Annotated in this window: 15 protein-coding genes; 7 read left to right on the top strand and 8 right to left on the bottom strand. The window is 35.1% G+C overall.

Features of this window, described 5'->3' with window-relative positions:
• Nucleotides 1-130: 130 nt before the first annotated feature.
• Nucleotides 131-1492, bottom strand: a complete 1362-nt coding sequence (locus ACM6F9_RS12045; RefSeq protein WP_414845937.1) for an ATP-binding protein — start codon at nucleotides 1490-1492, stop codon at nucleotides 131-133.
• A gap of 2 nt (nucleotides 1493-1494) precedes the next feature.
• Entirely contained in the window at nucleotides 1495-2169 is a 675-nt protein-coding gene (locus ACM6F9_RS12050; RefSeq protein ID WP_414846429.1) for a response regulator transcription factor, read from the bottom strand.
• Nucleotides 2170-2389: 220 nt separating this feature from the next.
• Between ACM6F9_RS12050 and rmuC the strand changes: the two genes are divergently transcribed.
• The 4 genes from rmuC to ACM6F9_RS12070 all read left to right on the top strand — a co-directional run bounded on the left by rmuC (nucleotide 2390) and on the right by ACM6F9_RS12070 (nucleotide 6416).
• Nucleotides 2390-3895, top strand: coding sequence for a DNA recombination protein RmuC (gene rmuC, locus ACM6F9_RS12055; protein WP_414845938.1), 1506 nt, complete (start codon nucleotides 2390-2392; stop codon nucleotides 3893-3895).
• 12 nt (nucleotides 3896-3907) lie between these two features.
• Nucleotides 3908-4738, top strand: coding sequence for a LytTR family transcriptional regulator DNA-binding domain-containing protein (locus ACM6F9_RS12060; protein WP_414845939.1), 831 nt, complete (start codon nucleotides 3908-3910; stop codon nucleotides 4736-4738).
• Between the two features lie 98 nt (nucleotides 4739-4836).
• Nucleotides 4837-5628, top strand: a complete 792-nt coding sequence (locus ACM6F9_RS12065) for a type II CAAX prenyl endopeptidase Rce1 family protein (protein ID WP_414845940.1) — start codon at nucleotides 4837-4839, stop codon at nucleotides 5626-5628.
• Nucleotides 5629-5648: 20 nt separating this feature from the next.
• On the top strand, nucleotides 5649-6416 hold the full coding sequence (locus tag ACM6F9_RS12070) for a TrmH family RNA methyltransferase (protein WP_414845941.1): 768 nt from the start codon (nucleotides 5649-5651) through the stop codon (nucleotides 6414-6416).
• A 133-nt stretch (nucleotides 6417-6549) separates the two neighbouring features.
• On the opposite strand, the gene ACM6F9_RS12075 is transcribed toward ACM6F9_RS12070, so the two are convergent.
• Nucleotides 6550-6891: a hypothetical protein gene (locus ACM6F9_RS12075; RefSeq protein WP_414845942.1), complete on the bottom strand. Its 342-nt coding sequence runs from the start codon at nucleotides 6889-6891 to the stop codon at nucleotides 6550-6552.
• A 183-nt stretch (nucleotides 6892-7074) separates the two neighbouring features.
• On the opposite strand from ACM6F9_RS12075, the gene ACM6F9_RS12080 reads away from it, so the two are divergent.
• Nucleotides 7075-8256, top strand: coding sequence for a hypothetical protein (locus ACM6F9_RS12080; RefSeq protein ID WP_414845944.1), 1182 nt, complete (start codon nucleotides 7075-7077; stop codon nucleotides 8254-8256).
• Entirely contained in the window at nucleotides 8240-8821 is a 582-nt protein-coding gene (locus tag ACM6F9_RS12085) for a hypothetical protein (RefSeq protein WP_414845945.1), read from the top strand. The genes ACM6F9_RS12080 and ACM6F9_RS12085 overlap by 17 nt, the downstream gene beginning before the upstream one ends.
• Here ACM6F9_RS12085 and ACM6F9_RS12090 read toward each other — a convergent pair.
• Nucleotides 8770-9348: a 5-formyltetrahydrofolate cyclo-ligase gene (locus ACM6F9_RS12090; protein ID WP_414845946.1), complete on the bottom strand. Its 579-nt coding sequence runs from the start codon at nucleotides 9346-9348 to the stop codon at nucleotides 8770-8772. The genes ACM6F9_RS12085 and ACM6F9_RS12090 overlap by 52 nt on opposite strands.
• A 67-nt stretch (nucleotides 9349-9415) precedes the next feature.
• Nucleotides 9416-10777: a rhodanese-related sulfurtransferase gene (locus tag ACM6F9_RS12095; RefSeq protein ID WP_414845947.1), complete on the bottom strand. Its 1362-nt coding sequence runs from the start codon at nucleotides 10775-10777 to the stop codon at nucleotides 9416-9418.
• A gap of 361 nt (nucleotides 10778-11138) precedes the next feature.
• On the opposite strand from ACM6F9_RS12095, the gene ACM6F9_RS12100 reads away from it, so the two are divergent.
• On the top strand, nucleotides 11139-12677 hold the full coding sequence (locus ACM6F9_RS12100) for a trypsin-like peptidase domain-containing protein (RefSeq protein ID WP_414845948.1): 1539 nt from the start codon (nucleotides 11139-11141) through the stop codon (nucleotides 12675-12677).
• Between the two features lie 68 nt (nucleotides 12678-12745).
• Here ACM6F9_RS12100 and ACM6F9_RS12105 read toward each other — a convergent pair whose 3' ends face one another.
• From ACM6F9_RS12105 to ACM6F9_RS12115, 3 genes are all read right to left on the bottom strand, one after another.
• On the bottom strand, nucleotides 12746-13201 hold the full coding sequence (locus ACM6F9_RS12105; RefSeq protein WP_414845949.1) for a hypothetical protein: 456 nt from the start codon (nucleotides 13199-13201) through the stop codon (nucleotides 12746-12748).
• Nucleotides 13201-13581, bottom strand: coding sequence for a RidA family protein (locus tag ACM6F9_RS12110; RefSeq protein WP_034694591.1), 381 nt, complete (start codon nucleotides 13579-13581; stop codon nucleotides 13201-13203). Before ACM6F9_RS12110 ends, ACM6F9_RS12105 begins: the two co-directional genes overlap by 1 nt.
• A 127-nt stretch (nucleotides 13582-13708) precedes the next feature.
• On the bottom strand, nucleotides 13709-16294 hold the full coding sequence (locus ACM6F9_RS12115; RefSeq protein ID WP_414845950.1) for a putative LPS assembly protein LptD: 2586 nt from the start codon (nucleotides 16292-16294) through the stop codon (nucleotides 13709-13711).
• Nucleotides 16295-16324 lie beyond the last annotated feature (30 nt).

A 16324-nucleotide genomic window follows, 5' to 3' on the forward strand; every position in this document is an offset into this window, starting at 1 on the left:
GACCACAAAGCTATTTGTCTAATATTAGAGGGAATTTCAAACAAAATTAAAATTCGGTTAGTTCAACATTAGAGTTTGATTAGAACTTTTAAAAACACGAATAACACGAATATTTTCACGAATAACACAATCAGGAATGAGCCGGAAATTCAAGGAGAACATTGGTTCCGGCATTCACAGCAGAATCAATTTTCATCCCAATATGATGATGATCAAAAATACTTTTTGAAAGTGATAAGCCAATTCCACTGCCTTTTACAGTATCTACATTTTTTCCTCTGTAAAAAGTTTCGAATATTTTTGCAAGATCATCTGACGGTATTCCTCTCCCTTCATCCTTTACCTCAATATACAACTGATTATTCTTTTCTGATAATATAATCACAACAGGTTTATCGTAAGAATATTTGATAGCGTTTTCAACAATATTATATAATGCTAAGTATAGTAATGTTTCGTTCCCGGGAAATTCCAGCAAAGCAGGTTTCGTTACCTGTAGCTGTATTTTAATGAATGAATGGTTTTCTTTTGCTTTGGGCTCCAATTTTTCATAAATCTTCCAGATCAGCTCGTCTACCCTCATAGGTTTGTGAGAAGACTCAAGCTTTGTCATCCCAGACATCAGCAGAAGGTTGTTGAGAATATTTTCAATCTCATATACGTTTTCCAATGACTCTTTTGCCACTTCCTTATATTCTTCCGGCGTGCGGTCTTTTTGGGCGAAGACTTCCAGATTTCCGGAGATAGCAGCCAAGGGAGTTTTAAACTCATGGGAAACATAATTGATAAAGTTCTGCTGCAAGAGTACATTTTCAGAAATTCTTCCCAGCAGTTTATTATACGATTTTATAAGATCTTCAATCTCATCATTGGTGTTGGTAGAAGTAATGGCTGTGGAAATATTATTATAATCCACTTTATTGATCCGCTCCACAACATTAGAGATAGGCTTATAAACCACCTTGGAAAGATATCTACTCAAAAAGTAAATTGCCAAAAGACCAATCAGCAATACAGAAAGCATGATAATAGCCAATCTCAGGATCTGCGACTGAAATGAATCATTTGATGATTTTACAAAAACCACAAAATCTCCCTGATTATCCGGATAAAAAATTCCGTAGTAGAATTGATTATCAGACATGAACTGTATTCCTTTATTGTTCCGGACAGCCTGTAAATGGGAAAGTTTTATATTCTTGTCATTCAGATTATGACCAAAAGTAACTTCGTTATTCTGATTGTAAACCGCTACCTTGTTATTTTGAATCAGATGATTGTATTCATTTTTGATCTGGGCATGCCGGTCTTTCGGAAGCTCATCTTTTTCGAGATAATAAATAGCAGAAATAAGAGCCGTATTCCGAAGTTTTTCGAAATAAAAAATCTTGGTACTGTCATAATAGGCAAAGAATATCACCGCTGATGTGATGATAGAAACGATGCCAAATGAGAGGCTTGAAATAAGGGTAAATCTGTTTCTGAGCGTCATTTTCAGTCTTTGATCAAATATCCGGTTCCTTTTACGGTATGAATAATTTTCTGTTCCGTTTCATCAATCTTATTACGGACGTAGGAAATATAAACATCCACTACATTCGTTGTATTATCAAAATCAATTCCCCAAACCTTATGTAAAATCTGAGTTCTGCTCAGCACCTTATTTTTATTCTCCATCAGGAAAGTAAAAAGTTTGTATTCGGTAGGAGAAAATTCTATTTCTTTATCGTTCTGAGTTACTTTATGAAGATCGGTATCAATTGTAATATTTCCACATGATAAATATTGGTCTTCTTTCTGATAGCTCATTTTATTTCTTCTGGTTAAGGCTTTAATCCTTGAAATCAGTTCTTCAAAGTGAAAAGGTTTTGACAAATAATCATCAGCCCCCATATCCAGCATTTTGATTTTATCATCAGGGCTGTTCAGGGCACTTAAAACCAAAATCGGGGTATAGTTTCCTTTAAATCTGATAAGCTGAGTAAGCTGCATTCCATTCAGTCCGGGAAGCATAATATCCATTAAAATAATATCAAAATCATAGGTATGAAGAAGCTCGCGGGCTTTTTCTCCGGAATCTGCAAGGGTCATATTATATCCAGCCTCAGAAAGGCCTTTTACCAGGAAATTACTGATTCTTTGATCATCTTCTACCAACAAAATATTCATCATTCTCTGAAATTTCCTATAAATATAAGTAATCTTGGTCAGAAAGGAAGCTGGAAGAAGGAAGAGGGAGGTAATGTAGTTTTATAAAATAATTGTTTCCCATTCTATTTACCTTTAAAAAAAATTGAAATTAATTAAAAAACAGTCAGTTCTTATCTGTCCAAAAGGAACTTCCAACATCCCGCTTCCAGCTTCCGACCTTTTTTCATAATTTTGGAACATGGAGATGATATATTTAATTATTGAGTTGATTGCCGGTGGTGTACTCGGAGCAGTTATATTGTATTTTGCATTGAAATCATCAATGGTTTCAAGGAGTTCATATGATATGCTGAACACTTTATCAATCAAAACCCAGTCGGATCTTGATAATTCAAATCTGAAGATTCAGGAACTTAATCAAAATATCTGTAAAGAGAAAGAAGCCAATATGCTGCAGCAGGATCTTCTGGATGATCTGAAAAATGAATTTTCTAAAATCTCTGCCGAATATTCATCTTTGCATATTCAGTTTCAGGAATTAAAACAAACCAATCAGAAGCAAACCTCTCAGATAGACACCCATATTCTTGAAAAGCAGACTCTTTTTGCTAAAAACTCTGAACTTTCTGCTAAAAATGAAGGTCTCCAAAACTCTCTTGATACCCAGAAAGAAGAAATTGTTAAGATTCAGGAAGATTCTAAACTTCAGTTTGAAAACCTTGCCAATAAAATTTTAGAAGAAAAAACAGAAAAATTCACCACTTTAAATCAAAATAATTTAAAAAATATTCTTGAGCCTTTCCAGGAGAAAATCGCTGACTTAAAAAACAAAGTCAATGAAGCCTACGAAAAGGAAAATAAAGAACGTTTCTCCCTTGCAGAAAAAGTGAAGGAACTGGCAGAACTGAACCAGCAGATTTCCGATGATGCTAAAAAACTGACCCGCGCTTTGAAAGGAGAAAGTAAAACCCAAGGGAACTGGGGTGAGATGATTCTGGAAAGTATTCTTGAAAAATCCGGACTTGTAAAAGGAAGAGAATATTTCCTTGAACATGAATTGCGCGATGAAGACAACAACGCTTTGTTCTCAGAGTTTTCCGGAAAGAAAATGCGCCCGGATGCCGTTATAAAATATCCGGATGAAAGAAATGTTATCATCGATTCTAAAGTTTCTCTGACTGCTTTTACAGAATTGGTAGATGAAACCGATCCTGACGTATATGCCATCAAGCTAAGCCAGCACCTTAGCTCTATCAAGAACCACATCTCACAACTCAGTCAAAAAGCCTATGATGACTATGACAAATCCATGGATTTCGTGATGATGTTTATTCCGAGTGAACCCGCTTACATTGCCGCTATGCAGGCAGACCAAAATCTTTGGAACTATGCCTATGAAAGAAGAATCCTTTTGCTTAACCCAAGCAATCTGATCACCTCTCTTAAGCTTATTGCCGATCTTTGGAAGCGCGAATATCAAAACAGAAACTCTATGGAGATTGCTGAACGAGGAGCCAAACTTTATGATAAATTTGTAGGTTTTGTAGACAACTTAGAGAAAGTGGGAAGAAATCTGGATCAGGCAAAAAATGTATTCAATGATGCTTACAAACAGCTCTACACAGGAAATGATAACCTTGTGATCCAGACTCAAAAACTGAAGTCATTAGGAATAAAAAACAAAAAAGACCTGCCTCAAAGTCTTATTGACAACAGCAGCTTCATTGAATCCTCAGAAAGCTAAATCCCGGTTTTTATGTTTTCTTTTGCATCATATCCTTACCCCAAATCCGAATCTTTCAAAGAAATTTTCGTTTCTTCTCTGGGGGCAGGAGTTTCCGTGTATTTGTTTTTGATTATTTTTCAGCCTTTTGGTACCGAAAACTTTCAACACCCCTACAAGTTTTTACTACTTTTCCCCTATTGTATTATTTTCGGAACGGCTTTTTTCATTGCCAATCTTATAACTTCCCGTTTTAGCAGCTGGAATATTGGTGCAGAACTTTTAAAAATAATTTTCATCTTATTTCTCGGCTCTGTTCTATCCTACTTTTACAATTCATTATTCTTAAGCCATGTAGAACTTGACCTGGGCAATTATTTTTATATGTTCCTGTATTCTTTGGCAGTCGGAATTCCCATTTCGATCATCTATATTTTATCGCGGTACATCTATTTAAAAAACATTCATGAAAAGAAAGCCCACGATATTTCTCAACATCTTCCCGTTTTGGATCCTGAACAACAACAAAATTTGTTGAAAATATCAGCTCAAAATACAGAACTTAGCATCAATGAAAAAGATTTTCTTTGCGTTCAGTCCATGGAAAACTACTGTACGTTTTACTTTTTAGAGAATAACAGCTTAAAAAAAACAGTGATCAGAATAAGTTTTTCCAATGCTTTACAACAAATCGAAACTGATTCTGTTAAAAAATGCCACCGTTCTTATATTGTTAATCTTAAAAGAGTAAAAAATCTCAAAGGAAATGCTCAGGGTTATAAATTAATTCTTCCGGAAATTGACTTTGAAATTCCAGTTTCAAGAAGTTTTATCCCTTCAATTATTCCTCAATTACAACAGTAGCATTCATCATTTTGCCATTCGTCACTATTTTTTGTTATTCATCACATTAAACTGAAAGCATAGATTTAAAGCTACATTTTTGCTCAAAATTAACAGACATGAGTAAAAACATCCGCTTCCTTTTAATCTTTATTCTAGGTTTTACAGCCTATTATTTCTTTGACTTTTTCTTTTTTAAAAACATTCAGACGTTCTCAAAAAATCTTTTTCGCAGCAAAGCAATAGCCCATGTAATTGCTTATTCAGTAACTTTAATTCCATTGATGGTTACATTAAAAATTTTGTTGCCCAAAAGAAATATTTCAGAGCTGCTTTCATTGGATAAGTCCATTATCAAAGGATTCACTTTGACATTTATTGGAACCCTGCCAATGCTTATCGGATACATGATCCATTTTAAAGCAATCCATAAAATAAATTTTGAAACACTGTTTATTAACACCCTTTCGTCAGCATTTTTTGAAGAAATTATCTTCAGAGCTTTTCTTATTGGGATACTATACAGGTTTACCAGGCTTGGTTTTTTATCCTCGGCCTTATTAGGCTCTTTACTGTTTGCACAGGTTCATTTATATCAAAGTCAGAACATAACAGAACTTACTGAAATATTTGCCATTACATTTCTAGGTTCAATATTCTTTTCCTGGGTATATTTTGAATCGGAATACAACTTATGGTCTGCCATATTTCTTCATTTCTTTATGAATCTGTACTGGGAAATCTTTAATGTATCAGAAAATGTTTCCGGAAACCTCTATGGAAATCTCTATAAACTGATATCAATTGCAGTCTTGATAGTAGTTATTATATACTTTAAAAGAAAAAATAAAATCCCGTTTGAAGTAACGTGGAAAAGCCTTTTTATCAAAACCAGAGAAGTTCAATCATAAATTTTGCATAATTTTGCAGCATGTTGATAGAAAGTTTTCAAAACGATAAAATAAAAAACGTCACTAAGCTCCTTACTGACAACAGATTTCGTAAAAAATCAAAAGTTTTTGTAGTAGAAGGCCAACAGGAAAATGAAAGAGCTATGCAGTATGATTTTGAACCGCTGGAGTTCTTTATCTGTGAAAATATCTTTAAAGGAACTCTTCCTGATGGAAAAATACATTATGTAAGTGATAAAGTATATGAAAAAATAGCTTACAGAGGAAGCTCCGAAGGGATTATCGGGGTATACCATGCAAAAGAAGCTCTACTTTCGTCATTTATTCCTAAAGAAGATTCTACGGTAATTATTGTGGAAGGTGTTGAAAAACCAGGAAATCTTGGAGCTATTTTAAGAAGCTGTGAAGCTTTTGGAGTAGATGCACTGATTGTAGCGGACGGGAAAACTGACTTTTATAACCCAAATGTAATCAGATCCAGTGTAGGATGTCTTTTTGGGATGGAAGTATACCAGGCAGAAAACGAGGAAACATTAGACTTTTTACAAAAGAATAATTTCAATATCTACACTACACTTATGGATGAAAGCGCTGAAGATCTTTATAAGAGGGATTTCAGACAGCGTTCTGCTGTATTATTCGGTACGGAACATTCCGGATTGAGTGATTTCTGGATTGGAAAAGGAAAAAACACCCTTATTCCTATGGCCGGTAGTATTGATTCTTTAAATCTGAGCAATGCAGTAGCGATTACCTGCTATGAATCTTTGAAACAGAAGAAAGGGTAAATACTATTTCTAGAACTATGAGAATTCATATTATATAAATGAGATTGCTTCGCCTTCGGCTCGCAATGACAAAGCATAAAAAAACCGTTTCACTGGGTGAAACGGTTCTTTTATTGTTAAGCTTATGCTAGAATTATTTCTTAGCAGCGTCTTTTGCAGCATCTTTAGCAGCGTCAGCAGCACCTTTAGCAGCATCAGCAGCTCCTTTAGCAGCTTCTCCAGCTCCTTTAGCAGCATCTTTAGCAACTTCAGCACCAGCAGCAGTAGTAGCAGCAGCAGCATCTTTAGTAGCTTCTACAGCAGTAGTTGCAGCAGAATCAACAACTTTAGCAGCAGAATCAGTAACAACAGCAGCAGAATCAGCTACAGTAGCAGCAGCAGAATCAGTTGTACCTTCAGTAGCAGTAGCTTCAGTTTTTTTACAAGCAACTAGAGAGATTGCAGCGATAGCAGCTACGAATAATGACTTTTTCATAATAAATTAAATTTAATTTTGTTAATATTGTTTTATAAAATTTTCTTCTGTTCTGATATTTGAACAAGACAAAGGTAGAGCAGTTAGAAAATTTGTTTATGAAAAATAATTGTAATACCTTTGTAAAATAGTTTTACAAAAAAACATAGCTGATAATCAACAATTTAATTATTTTTTGAAAAATTGACAGATTTAGATCTATTACACTTTGAGCAGCTAAAAAAGGATGTTCAGGGTCAATACTTAAAAGAATATACCCCTTCGCAGGATGACATATCCAAGTGGAAGGGTATAGATATTATATATTTTCAGGAAGACCTGCGAAAAAAAGCGAAAGGGAACATCAGTGAAAAGTCATTTTATACCTATTTCAAAAATTCACCAGTCACTAAACTGCCAAGAATAGACATGCTCAATTTATTGAGTATCTATGCAGGTTACGACTCCTGGTATGAGTTCAAGAAACAGCATCTTTTTGCCGGTGAATTGCTTCTGGAAAATGAGAATCTTGAAGAGGAAGAAATCGATGAACTCGAAAAAACAGTTTCTGAAGCTCCAGACCTTCCAAAAACTGAAATCCAGCCCAAAAAAATCGAAGTACAGACACCCGAAATTACTGATTTACAAAAATCAAATACTGAAAATCAGCACATTACACAAAACAAAACAATAACAAATGAAGTTGAAATCTCATCTGTTCCGCCCAAGAAAAATTTCTTCAAAAAGAATGCTTGGGCATTGGTTACTTCCGTTTTGATTACGATTACAGGTCTTTTAGGATTTAAAGATGTACTTTTTTCAAAAACTTATAAATATTGTTTCATTGATAAGGACAGAGGAGTTTCCGTAATCAACACTTTAGAAATAATGGTGGTGAAAGAAAATGAATCTCCATTAATGTATAAAATAAAGCCGGGTGAATGTTTTTATTATTCTACCAAGGATAAAAATTTAAAAATGCGCATCAGTGCTCCTTTTTATGAACCTCTGGAAGTAAACAGAAATCTTGAAAATGCTCCTGAAGAAGAAAAAATAGAACTAAAGCCAGACGATTATAAGATGGCTGCCTATTATTTCTCCATAAAAGATATCAAAGGAGGAAACCCAGATGAGCAGGTTGCCCTTATTAAGCAAAAAAGAAATCAGCTGGAGAACCTGATCAGCAGCAATGCCGTCATCTACCAAGTATATGATAATGATACCTATGGCATTGAAAGGCTGGATAAACAGAAATATATCACTCTGGTAACCACTCCAACCACCTCTCTGAAAAACCTGAATGTAATAGAAATGAAAAAGGATAACAACGGTAAGATTGTATCCATCAAATTTAAAATTGCTACCACAGATGAAAAGAATAAATAATTTTTTAATTTTCACCGTGCTTCTGACTTTATTTATTGCCTGTAATAATAAAACTTCAGAGGTAAGCGACCTCGATAAACTACGAAACAGCAACAATGAAAAAAGCTATCCAGCAGTACAAATGGATAGTATGCAGGCGATAAATTCCATTACCAAACAAAAAGTACAGGAACTTTTGGATCTGTCTACCCTTTACCTTAGCGGAAACCGAAACACGGAAATAGATACCGTTATTTATTCTCAGATGGAGAGCTATTTTCACAAGCCTGATTCTTTAACATTTAAAACATTAATTAAAGAGCTTGACAGCATGAAAGCGAAAACAGCAAAGGTAAGCAACCTGAATGTTTATAAAGAGTTTTATAAAAAAGATACGTTGGACTATGCCAAGTTTAATGTAGAATACTTTGATAATAAAAATAAATCTCTGGGAAGCTTTGAAAAAAACGCACAATATATTCTGCTTTCTACTTCCAAGCTCAAGAAAGAATTTAAATTTTACTTTTTAGATTTTTATTCCAAACCGCTTAAGAAAGACAGTACTTCTGTAGGAGTAACCAAATAGTCCAGGGGAATATCATTTTCCCAGATATCATCCACATATTCATCGGGGTCAAAGTAATTGACTCCGATTTTTTTTGTTTCAATGGATATATTTTGAAACAATCCATCATAAAAACCCTTGCCATACCCTACCCGATTTCCTTTTCTGTCACAATACAACAGTGGTGTAATAACGTAATCAAAAGCAATTTCACCGGAATCTTCATTGGAAACAGGCTCTGAAATACCCCAGCCATTAGTTCCAAAAACAGTGTCTTCAAAAATTTCAATATTAATAAGCTCATCACCCACAATTTTAGGCACGTAAACACGAATACTCTGTGCTAAAAAATATTGGATGAATATTTGGGTATCAATTTCTTTTCTTGTCGGAATCGGGATAAAAACATGCACTTTTTCACCTTCCTGAGGATTGAAATGATGAATGAAATTTTCAAAAATTTTCCCCGATAACAAGAAAGCCTCATCTGGAGACAAGGCTTTTCTTTTTTGGGTGTATATTTTTCTAAGCTCAGCTTTTAGCATCATTATTAAGTTATTTGAACTGAAATAATTGTTACCTGACAAGCTTTTGCAGCTTTATCGCTTATTAGGATTATGCGTTTTGTACAATTCTGTACAATTTATCCGATAAACGAACTCTGAATGAAAGTTCAAAAGTAATCTGATCTCCTGGTTTTGCCGTTTCGCAAGGACCTCCGTTAGCATAAATCTCAGTAATAGTAACTTCCTGTTCACCAGTTGTAGGACCAGAAATTAATACTTTATCTCCAACTGAAAGATCTTTATTCTCAATTAAAAACTGTGCAATTTTTGATTTTGAATAGTAATGTTCTGCTTTTCCAATCAATTCTTTTTTGACAGCAATTATTTGGCGGATATTTTTTGTTTCGGCTTTTGCCAAAGGTCTATCTGATAATTCTCCGGAGTTTTTGAATTTCAGAGCATCAGATTTTCCTTTTCTGAATACTTTATTTCCAACCTGAAGTCCTTTTCTTAGTTTCACCTGCTCATCCCAAGGTAAATGGATGGTATCCAGACATTCTGTAGAACAACAGTTTTCCATTGCTGCTTTACATTCGTCACACTGAATAAATAACAGATGACAGGCATCATTAGCACAGTTCGTATGGTTATCGCATGGTTTTCCACATTGGTGGCACTGTGAAATAATATCATCTGTAATTCTCTCCCCTAAACGGTGGTCAAATACAAAGTTTTTCCCAATAAACTTACTTTCTATTCCTTCTTCTTTTATCTGGCGGGTATATTCAATGATACCGCCTTCTAACTGATAAACATTTTTAAAGCCCTGATGTTTGAAATAAGCACTTGCTTTTTCACAACGGATTCCTCCTGTACAGTACATCAAGAGATTTTTATCTTCTTTAAAATCCTGCAGCTGTTCGTTGATAATTGGTAAGCTTTCTCTGAAGTTTTCCACATCCGGAGTAATGGCACCTTCAAAATGACCTACTTCACTTTCATAGTGATTTCTAAAGTCTACTACAATTGTATTCGGATCTTCGAGTAAATTGTTGAATTCCTGAGCTTTTAAGTGGATACCTTTATTGGTCACATCAAAAGTTTCGTCATTCAAACCGTCAGCCACAATTTTGTTTCTGACTTTTATGGTTAATTTTAAAAAAGAGTAATTGTCCTGATCTACGGCTACGTTCAAACGAATTCCTTTCATGAAGTCATAAACTTCCAGCGTATTTCTAAAAGCCTCAAACTGTTCTGCAGGAACACTCATTTGAGCATTGATTCCTTCAGTAGCAACATAAATACGGCCAAGGGCATCAAGGGCATTCCAGGCTATAAATAATTCGTCGCGAAATTTTTTGGGGTCTTCGATTTTGGCATACGCATAGAAAGACAAAGTAAGACGGTCTTTACCGGCTTCATCAATAAGTTGAGCTCTTTCTTCTGCGCTTAAGGTGTTATACAGTTGCATGCTATAAACGTTTTAAGTGAGAATAAAATTTTTGCAAAGATAAGAATTTTTGAATTAAGTCTATTGATGACACAAATCACGAGTTACGAGCAAACAACTGTCAGGCATGAATAATTTACATTAAATGATGAAAAATAAATGGTACTTTAGGGCTAAGTATGTCATATTTTCATTAATTTTTTTTTAAGTTTTGTTAACTCTGACGTTAACAATTATGACATAAGGTATAAAATGATATAATAGCCGTTAAATTTTAGTTAAAATTGAAACATAGCATACTAATTGCTTACTTATTTAACATTAAATTTGTTTACTCAAAAACATAAAAAAGAAATTAATTAATAAACAAGAAAGATATACAATGAAGAGTACTTTAAAAAAACTATTACCATTTGCAGTAGTAGGAGTCATTTCCGGAGCTACTACCGTTGGAGCTTTACAATATTTCGGACATAGCTCCAATAATGGAGATCAATCTTATTTCACAACAGCTGCGCCTAACACTTCATTCGCAGGAATGAATACGGGAGCCGTAGGTGATGATTTTGTAAAGGCAGCTAAAACAACCGTTCCGGCTGTGGTTACCATTAAAAACTACCAAAGCAGAACAGCAAGCAGAGCTTCAGAGCAAGACTTGTTTGACTTTTTCTTCGGAGATCCTTTTGGAGGAGGAAGAGGCCAGGGTCAGCAGAGACAAAAGCAGCAGCAGGCTCCTGATAACATGCCATCGGGAATGGGATCAGGGGTAATCATTTCTCCAGACGGTTACATCATTTCCAATAACCACGTGGTAGCAGGTGCTAACAAGCTGGAAGTCGTTTTAAGCAACAAAAAATCATATATTGCCACTTTGATAGGAACAGACCCTAATACAGACATTTCCTTATTAAAGATAGAAGAAAAAGGTCTTCCTTATCTCAACTTTGCCAACTCTGACAATATTGACGTAGGACAATGGGTACTTGCAGTAGGAAATCCACTTGGATTAAACTCTACCGTAACGGCAGGTATTGTTTCTGCAAAAGGAAGAGGTATCGGAATTTTAAGTAGCCAGGGAAAAGCAGCTAACCCTATCGAAAGTTTTATTCAAACGGATGCTGCCATCAACCCGGGTAACTCAGGAGGAGCTTTGGTAAATACGAATGGAGAACTTATCGGGATCAACTCTGCGATTCAGTCTACTACAGGATATTATCAGGGATACGGATTTGCTGTTCCTTCCAACCTGGCAAGAAAAATTGTTGAGGATATCAAGAAATTTGGAATTGTACAGCGAGGATTCTTAGGAGTTACATCTTTTGATCTTTCTAATGACATGGCAGTTTCCAGCTACAACAAGCAAAATAAAACAAATATTAAAGCTGGCCCAGGAGTGTATATTACAGGATTCAGTGACAACAGTGGTGGAGAAGATGCAGGTCTTAAAAAAGGTGATATTATTACAAAAATAGATAACTATGAGATCACTGATTTTGCAGATCTTTCCATGTCCATCGGAAGCAGACGTCCAGGTGATAAGGTACAGGTAACTTATTTAAGAAATGGTAAAGAAAGTACAACTTCTGTGACCCTTAGAGATCAGAAAGGCGGAACTTCTACCAGAACGAAAGCAGATCTTAGTGTAACTGAAAAAATCGGAGCCGAATTTGACCCTCTTACAGATCGTTTCAAAACAGAATACGGACTGAATAGTGGTGTAGTAGCTAAAAGCGTATCTGAGGGCAGTGAAATGGCTAAAATCGGAATCGTAGACAATTATATCATCATTGAAGTAAATGGCAAGCCGGTAAATTCACAGAAAGATGTAGAAAAGATCCTTGAGAAATATCAGGGGAATGTACAGGTAAAATTCGTGGATGACTACGGAAGAATCTACACGAAAGGATTCAAAATGCCTTAATCAGAAAACAAATTAGTTTTTCATATCAACAAAAAACGCTGCAGAAATCTGCAGCGTTTTTTTATATTTTATTTAGGCTTATTCATTTTTTCAGCAATTCTTTTCTGCTTGTTCCGCTCATAAATAACTTCTACAATCTTGCCGCCAATCCAGGAAAACGGAAAAAAGGTAAGGAAAATAGAAATCTTATAAAATGTAGGATGATAAGGAAATATAATAACATCCAGCATCGCTATAAAGAGCATAATAAATCCGATCAGAATAGCATAAGCTACTTTTGCATATTTTACAATAATAGCAGTGGCAACTCCCCCAATTGTAGTTCCTAATCCGGAAATAAACAATAGGAAGCCGAAAAATGCCTTATCATCTTTCATGCTGAAAAGAAACCTTTGCCAGTGCTCAAATGGAGCAAAAGCCTCAAAAGTTATCCATTGCGGAAAAGCTCTTATACCAAGAGTAATAATAAGCCCTGCAATAACAAGACCTATCAGAACCGCAATTGTATTTCTTATAAAATTCATTAATCCTGATGTGCAATCATAGAAATTTCGATATCCACGTTTTTAGGCAGGCATGAAACCTGTACTGTTTCACGTGCCGGGTAGCTTTCTGAATCTAAGTAAGATGCATAGATGTCATTCATCACAGCAAAATCATCCATACTCTTAAGAAAGATAGTAGCTTTTACAACGTTTTTGAAAGTCATACCGGCTTCAGTAAGAATCGCCTCAAGGTTTTTCATTACCTGATGTGTTTCTTTTTCAATACCTTCTACCAGCTTACCAGTTGCAGGATCTACAGGAATCTGTCCGGAGATATATAAAACTCCATTGGCCATATTAGCTTGTGAATAAGGTCCGATAGCTGCAGGTGCATTAACTGTGTTGATTATTTGTTTCATAATGGATATTTATTTTTTTATATAGTTATGGCAGTCACAATCTCAGATATTCTCCTTAAAATTGATTTCACCAAAATTTATTTTGGTTGCAAATATAAAATTTATATTCTCAAATGCCAATCTGATATTAGAAAGGTGCATTTGGCTGGGTAAAGCTTCTGTCTTTGTACTTCAATGCGTCACTTAAGATATTGGCTTTGATCCCGATAAAGAAGTCATATACTTTATACTGCCCAAAAGGAACCCAATTGAAATTGATGGTAAAGCTTCGCTGATCTCTTGAAAAACCAATCCTTGTATATGCCAATTGCTTAGTCACCATATCATAATGTGTACTTCCGTTGACATTCCAGTAAGGAGTCAACTTGATACTCCCGTCTAATCCAATGGATGCAAGTTTATTGGCCAATCTGCTTAATCCTTTAGTGTATTGATAGTTTGCACTGATGTTTAAAGTCCATGCCTGATCAAAGTGAGCATAATGATCATCATCAAAATAATAATTTTCATTTCGGACTTCTCCTTTTGACGAATATTTTTTAGCATAATCCGTTTTTTCACCAAAAATCTCACTGCTTAAAGGATAAGATAGCTGCACATTGAATCCCTGTACACTGAAGTGTCCGAACTGTTCTGTTCTTATTCCTGTATCTTGTCCTGAAGAGAAATCAATTTTATATGGCTCCAGTGAAAGGCTGGTATTTACGGTAAGTTTATTATTGAAGAAAGAAGACTGTCCGTTGACTGTGAATATAGACCAAGGATGATCTTTAGCAGCAAAGTTGTAGCTTCCTGCAAGGCTTAAAGATTCAAAAATTTTGATTTTCTTTACTCCTGTAGAATCGCTTTTAGACTTTACTTTCATCTCTATATTGTTACCGATATTGAAACCTAACGCTCCCACCATTCCGCTTGAAGGACTTCCGATGATTCCTTTTTCAAAAATAGAATAAGGAGTCAGTGCTCCGGTTGCATTATAATAGTTTTTATAATACCCGAAATTAGGACTTGAAAAATCCGGAGCATAGGTAAAACCAATACTTGGAGTCATCATGTGTCTTACCGCTTCTATTGCTGATCCTTTTTTGAATTTCATCATTCCGAAAAGCGTTGTTTGAAGACTGGCTGAAGTAGAGAAAGTAGAATATCCCGTAAAGTTTTTATTGATCTCATCTACGGTTACGTTCTTTATCGGATCGTAAAATCTGTTCAGTGTTTTTGTGGTTAAAGCATTGTCGATATTCGCACTTAAACTGAAAGTGAAATATTTTGCAACGGTTGTATTGGTTGCCAACGCAATATTGTTTTTAAGACCTGTCTGCATTTTATCCCACATTTCTTTTTTAAACAACTCGTTTTCCTGAGTGTTTACGAAATTGGTAAGGTTGAAACCGGTATTTACAGTGATATTTTCAAGAAGTCCTTGTCTGATTCCCGTTCTTGATTTAAACAGATAAAACTGGTTGATAGCAACGTTCATCTGTGGAAGACGAAGATCTGCCAGTCCTGTTGCAAAATTTTGAGAATAAGAAGCCGTTCCTGTAATGGTCATCGGGAGTTTCAGAAATCTTTTGGTAAGAGTTACCGTAGAGTTCTGCTGGGTATTCAATACATTCTGATTGAAAATATAGTTATTATTCAGCGGGTTATTATAAAACTTCGTACTTACAATATCCACAGAGGCACTGAAAGTAAGGAAAGGATTGGCTTTAGAATCCTGAGAATGCGTCCAGTTGATTCTATAGGTACTGTTTTTAGTATAATCATCCAAACCTTTGATTCCTCTCACCATGGTACCAATATCAGCTGTAAAGTTTCCGGAATAACGGTATTTTTTCTGATAATTCACCTGAGGACGTAAATTCCAGCTTCCTTTGGTATAGATATCCGCCAAAACTTTAAGGTCAAAGTGTTCTCCAATCGGTTGATAATATCCAATTCCATTAAGGAAAAACCCTACATCTTCCCTTTCCCCGAAACTTGGAATCAGGATACCGGCTGCTCTTTTATCTGAAAACGGTAAAATAGCAAACGGAAGATAAAGTGGTGTAGGCACCTGTTCGATAAACATCTGGATAGGCCCTGTAACGATCTGGGATTTATTTTTGGTTTTAATCAGCTTAATATTATAAGCTCTCATAAAATAATCCGCAGCTGTATCTTTTTTCTTGATAAAATAATCATCCGTTGTATAATCCGCTTTTCTCATTGCGAATACGGAATCGTTATATTTTTTGGTCTTCTGAGCTATAATTACCCCTTCACTTTCTTCTGTTCGGGCATTGAAAGCAATTGCCTGTTTGGTTTTTGTGTTATAGCTGAATTCGTTGGTTTCATATTTTTTCCCGGCCTGTGTGGTAATTACAGGTTCGATGATTTTTCCTAGAGAGTCTTGTTTTCCTCTCGCATAGATCAGATTTTTATTATCATCTATTGAAATATAATCTGCATCAATCTGCATATCCTGATACTTTACCTGAGCATTTTTGTTCAGGAAAGTCATTTTTTTCGGGATATCTCTTCTCTGATCATCCGCTTTTGTACGAAGAATATCGTCTAAAGCTTCTTTTTTTACAACTATGGTATCCTTTTTGGAAATAGTATCATTAACCGCATTTTTAGGCAATTTTTCAGGAGTTTTCTGTGCTAAAAAATTGTTAAAAATTAGGATAATTAAAATTTGTAATATATTTTTGAGGACGGTTTTGGCCAATGTTATTCTATATAATTAAGGCTCAAAATT

Origin of the sequence: Chryseobacterium sp. IT-36CA2 (assembly GCF_949767875.1) — a bacterium.
In the GTDB taxonomy this organism is placed as follows: domain Bacteria; phylum Bacteroidota; class Bacteroidia; order Flavobacteriales; family Weeksellaceae; genus Chryseobacterium.

What these genes read in the sequence shown, in the direction of transcription:
- ACM6F9_RS12075 (WP_414845942.1), bottom strand. Translation starts at nt 6,891, where the DNA reads ATGAAAAAGTCATTATTCGTAGCTGCTATCGCTGCAATCTCTCTAGTT.
- ACM6F9_RS12045 (WP_414845937.1), bottom strand. Translation starts at nt 1,492, where the DNA reads ATGACGCTCAGAAACAGATTTACCCTTATTTCAAGCCTCTCATTTGGC.
- ACM6F9_RS12065 (WP_414845940.1), top strand. Translation starts at nt 4,837, where the DNA reads ATGAGTAAAAACATCCGCTTCCTTTTAATCTTTATTCTAGGTTTTACA.
- ACM6F9_RS12100 (WP_414845948.1), top strand. Translation starts at nt 11,139, where the DNA reads ATGAAGAGTACTTTAAAAAAACTATTACCATTTGCAGTAGTAGGAGTC.
- ACM6F9_RS12095 (WP_414845947.1), bottom strand. Translation starts at nt 10,777, where the DNA reads ATGCAACTGTATAACACCTTAAGCGCAGAAGAAAGAGCTCAACTTATT.
- ACM6F9_RS12090 (WP_414845946.1), bottom strand. Translation starts at nt 9,348, where the DNA reads ATGATGCTAAAAGCTGAGCTTAGAAAAATATACACCCAAAAAAGAAAA.
- ACM6F9_RS12085 (WP_414845945.1), top strand. Translation starts at nt 8,240, where the DNA reads ATGAAAAGAATAAATAATTTTTTAATTTTCACCGTGCTTCTGACTTTA.
- ACM6F9_RS12105 (WP_414845949.1), bottom strand. Translation starts at nt 13,201, where the DNA reads ATGAATTTTATAAGAAATACAATTGCGGTTCTGATAGGTCTTGTTATT.
- ACM6F9_RS12060 (WP_414845939.1), top strand. Translation starts at nt 3,908, where the DNA reads ATGTTTTCTTTTGCATCATATCCTTACCCCAAATCCGAATCTTTCAAA.
- ACM6F9_RS12110 (WP_034694591.1), bottom strand. Translation starts at nt 13,581, where the DNA reads ATGAAACAAATAATCAACACAGTTAATGCACCTGCAGCTATCGGACCT.
- ACM6F9_RS12070 (WP_414845941.1), top strand. Translation starts at nt 5,649, where the DNA reads ATGTTGATAGAAAGTTTTCAAAACGATAAAATAAAAAACGTCACTAAG.
- rmuC (WP_414845938.1), top strand. Translation starts at nt 2,390, where the DNA reads ATGGAGATGATATATTTAATTATTGAGTTGATTGCCGGTGGTGTACTC.
- ACM6F9_RS12050 (WP_414846429.1), bottom strand. Translation starts at nt 2,169, where the DNA reads ATGAATATTTTGTTGGTAGAAGATGATCAAAGAATCAGTAATTTCCTG.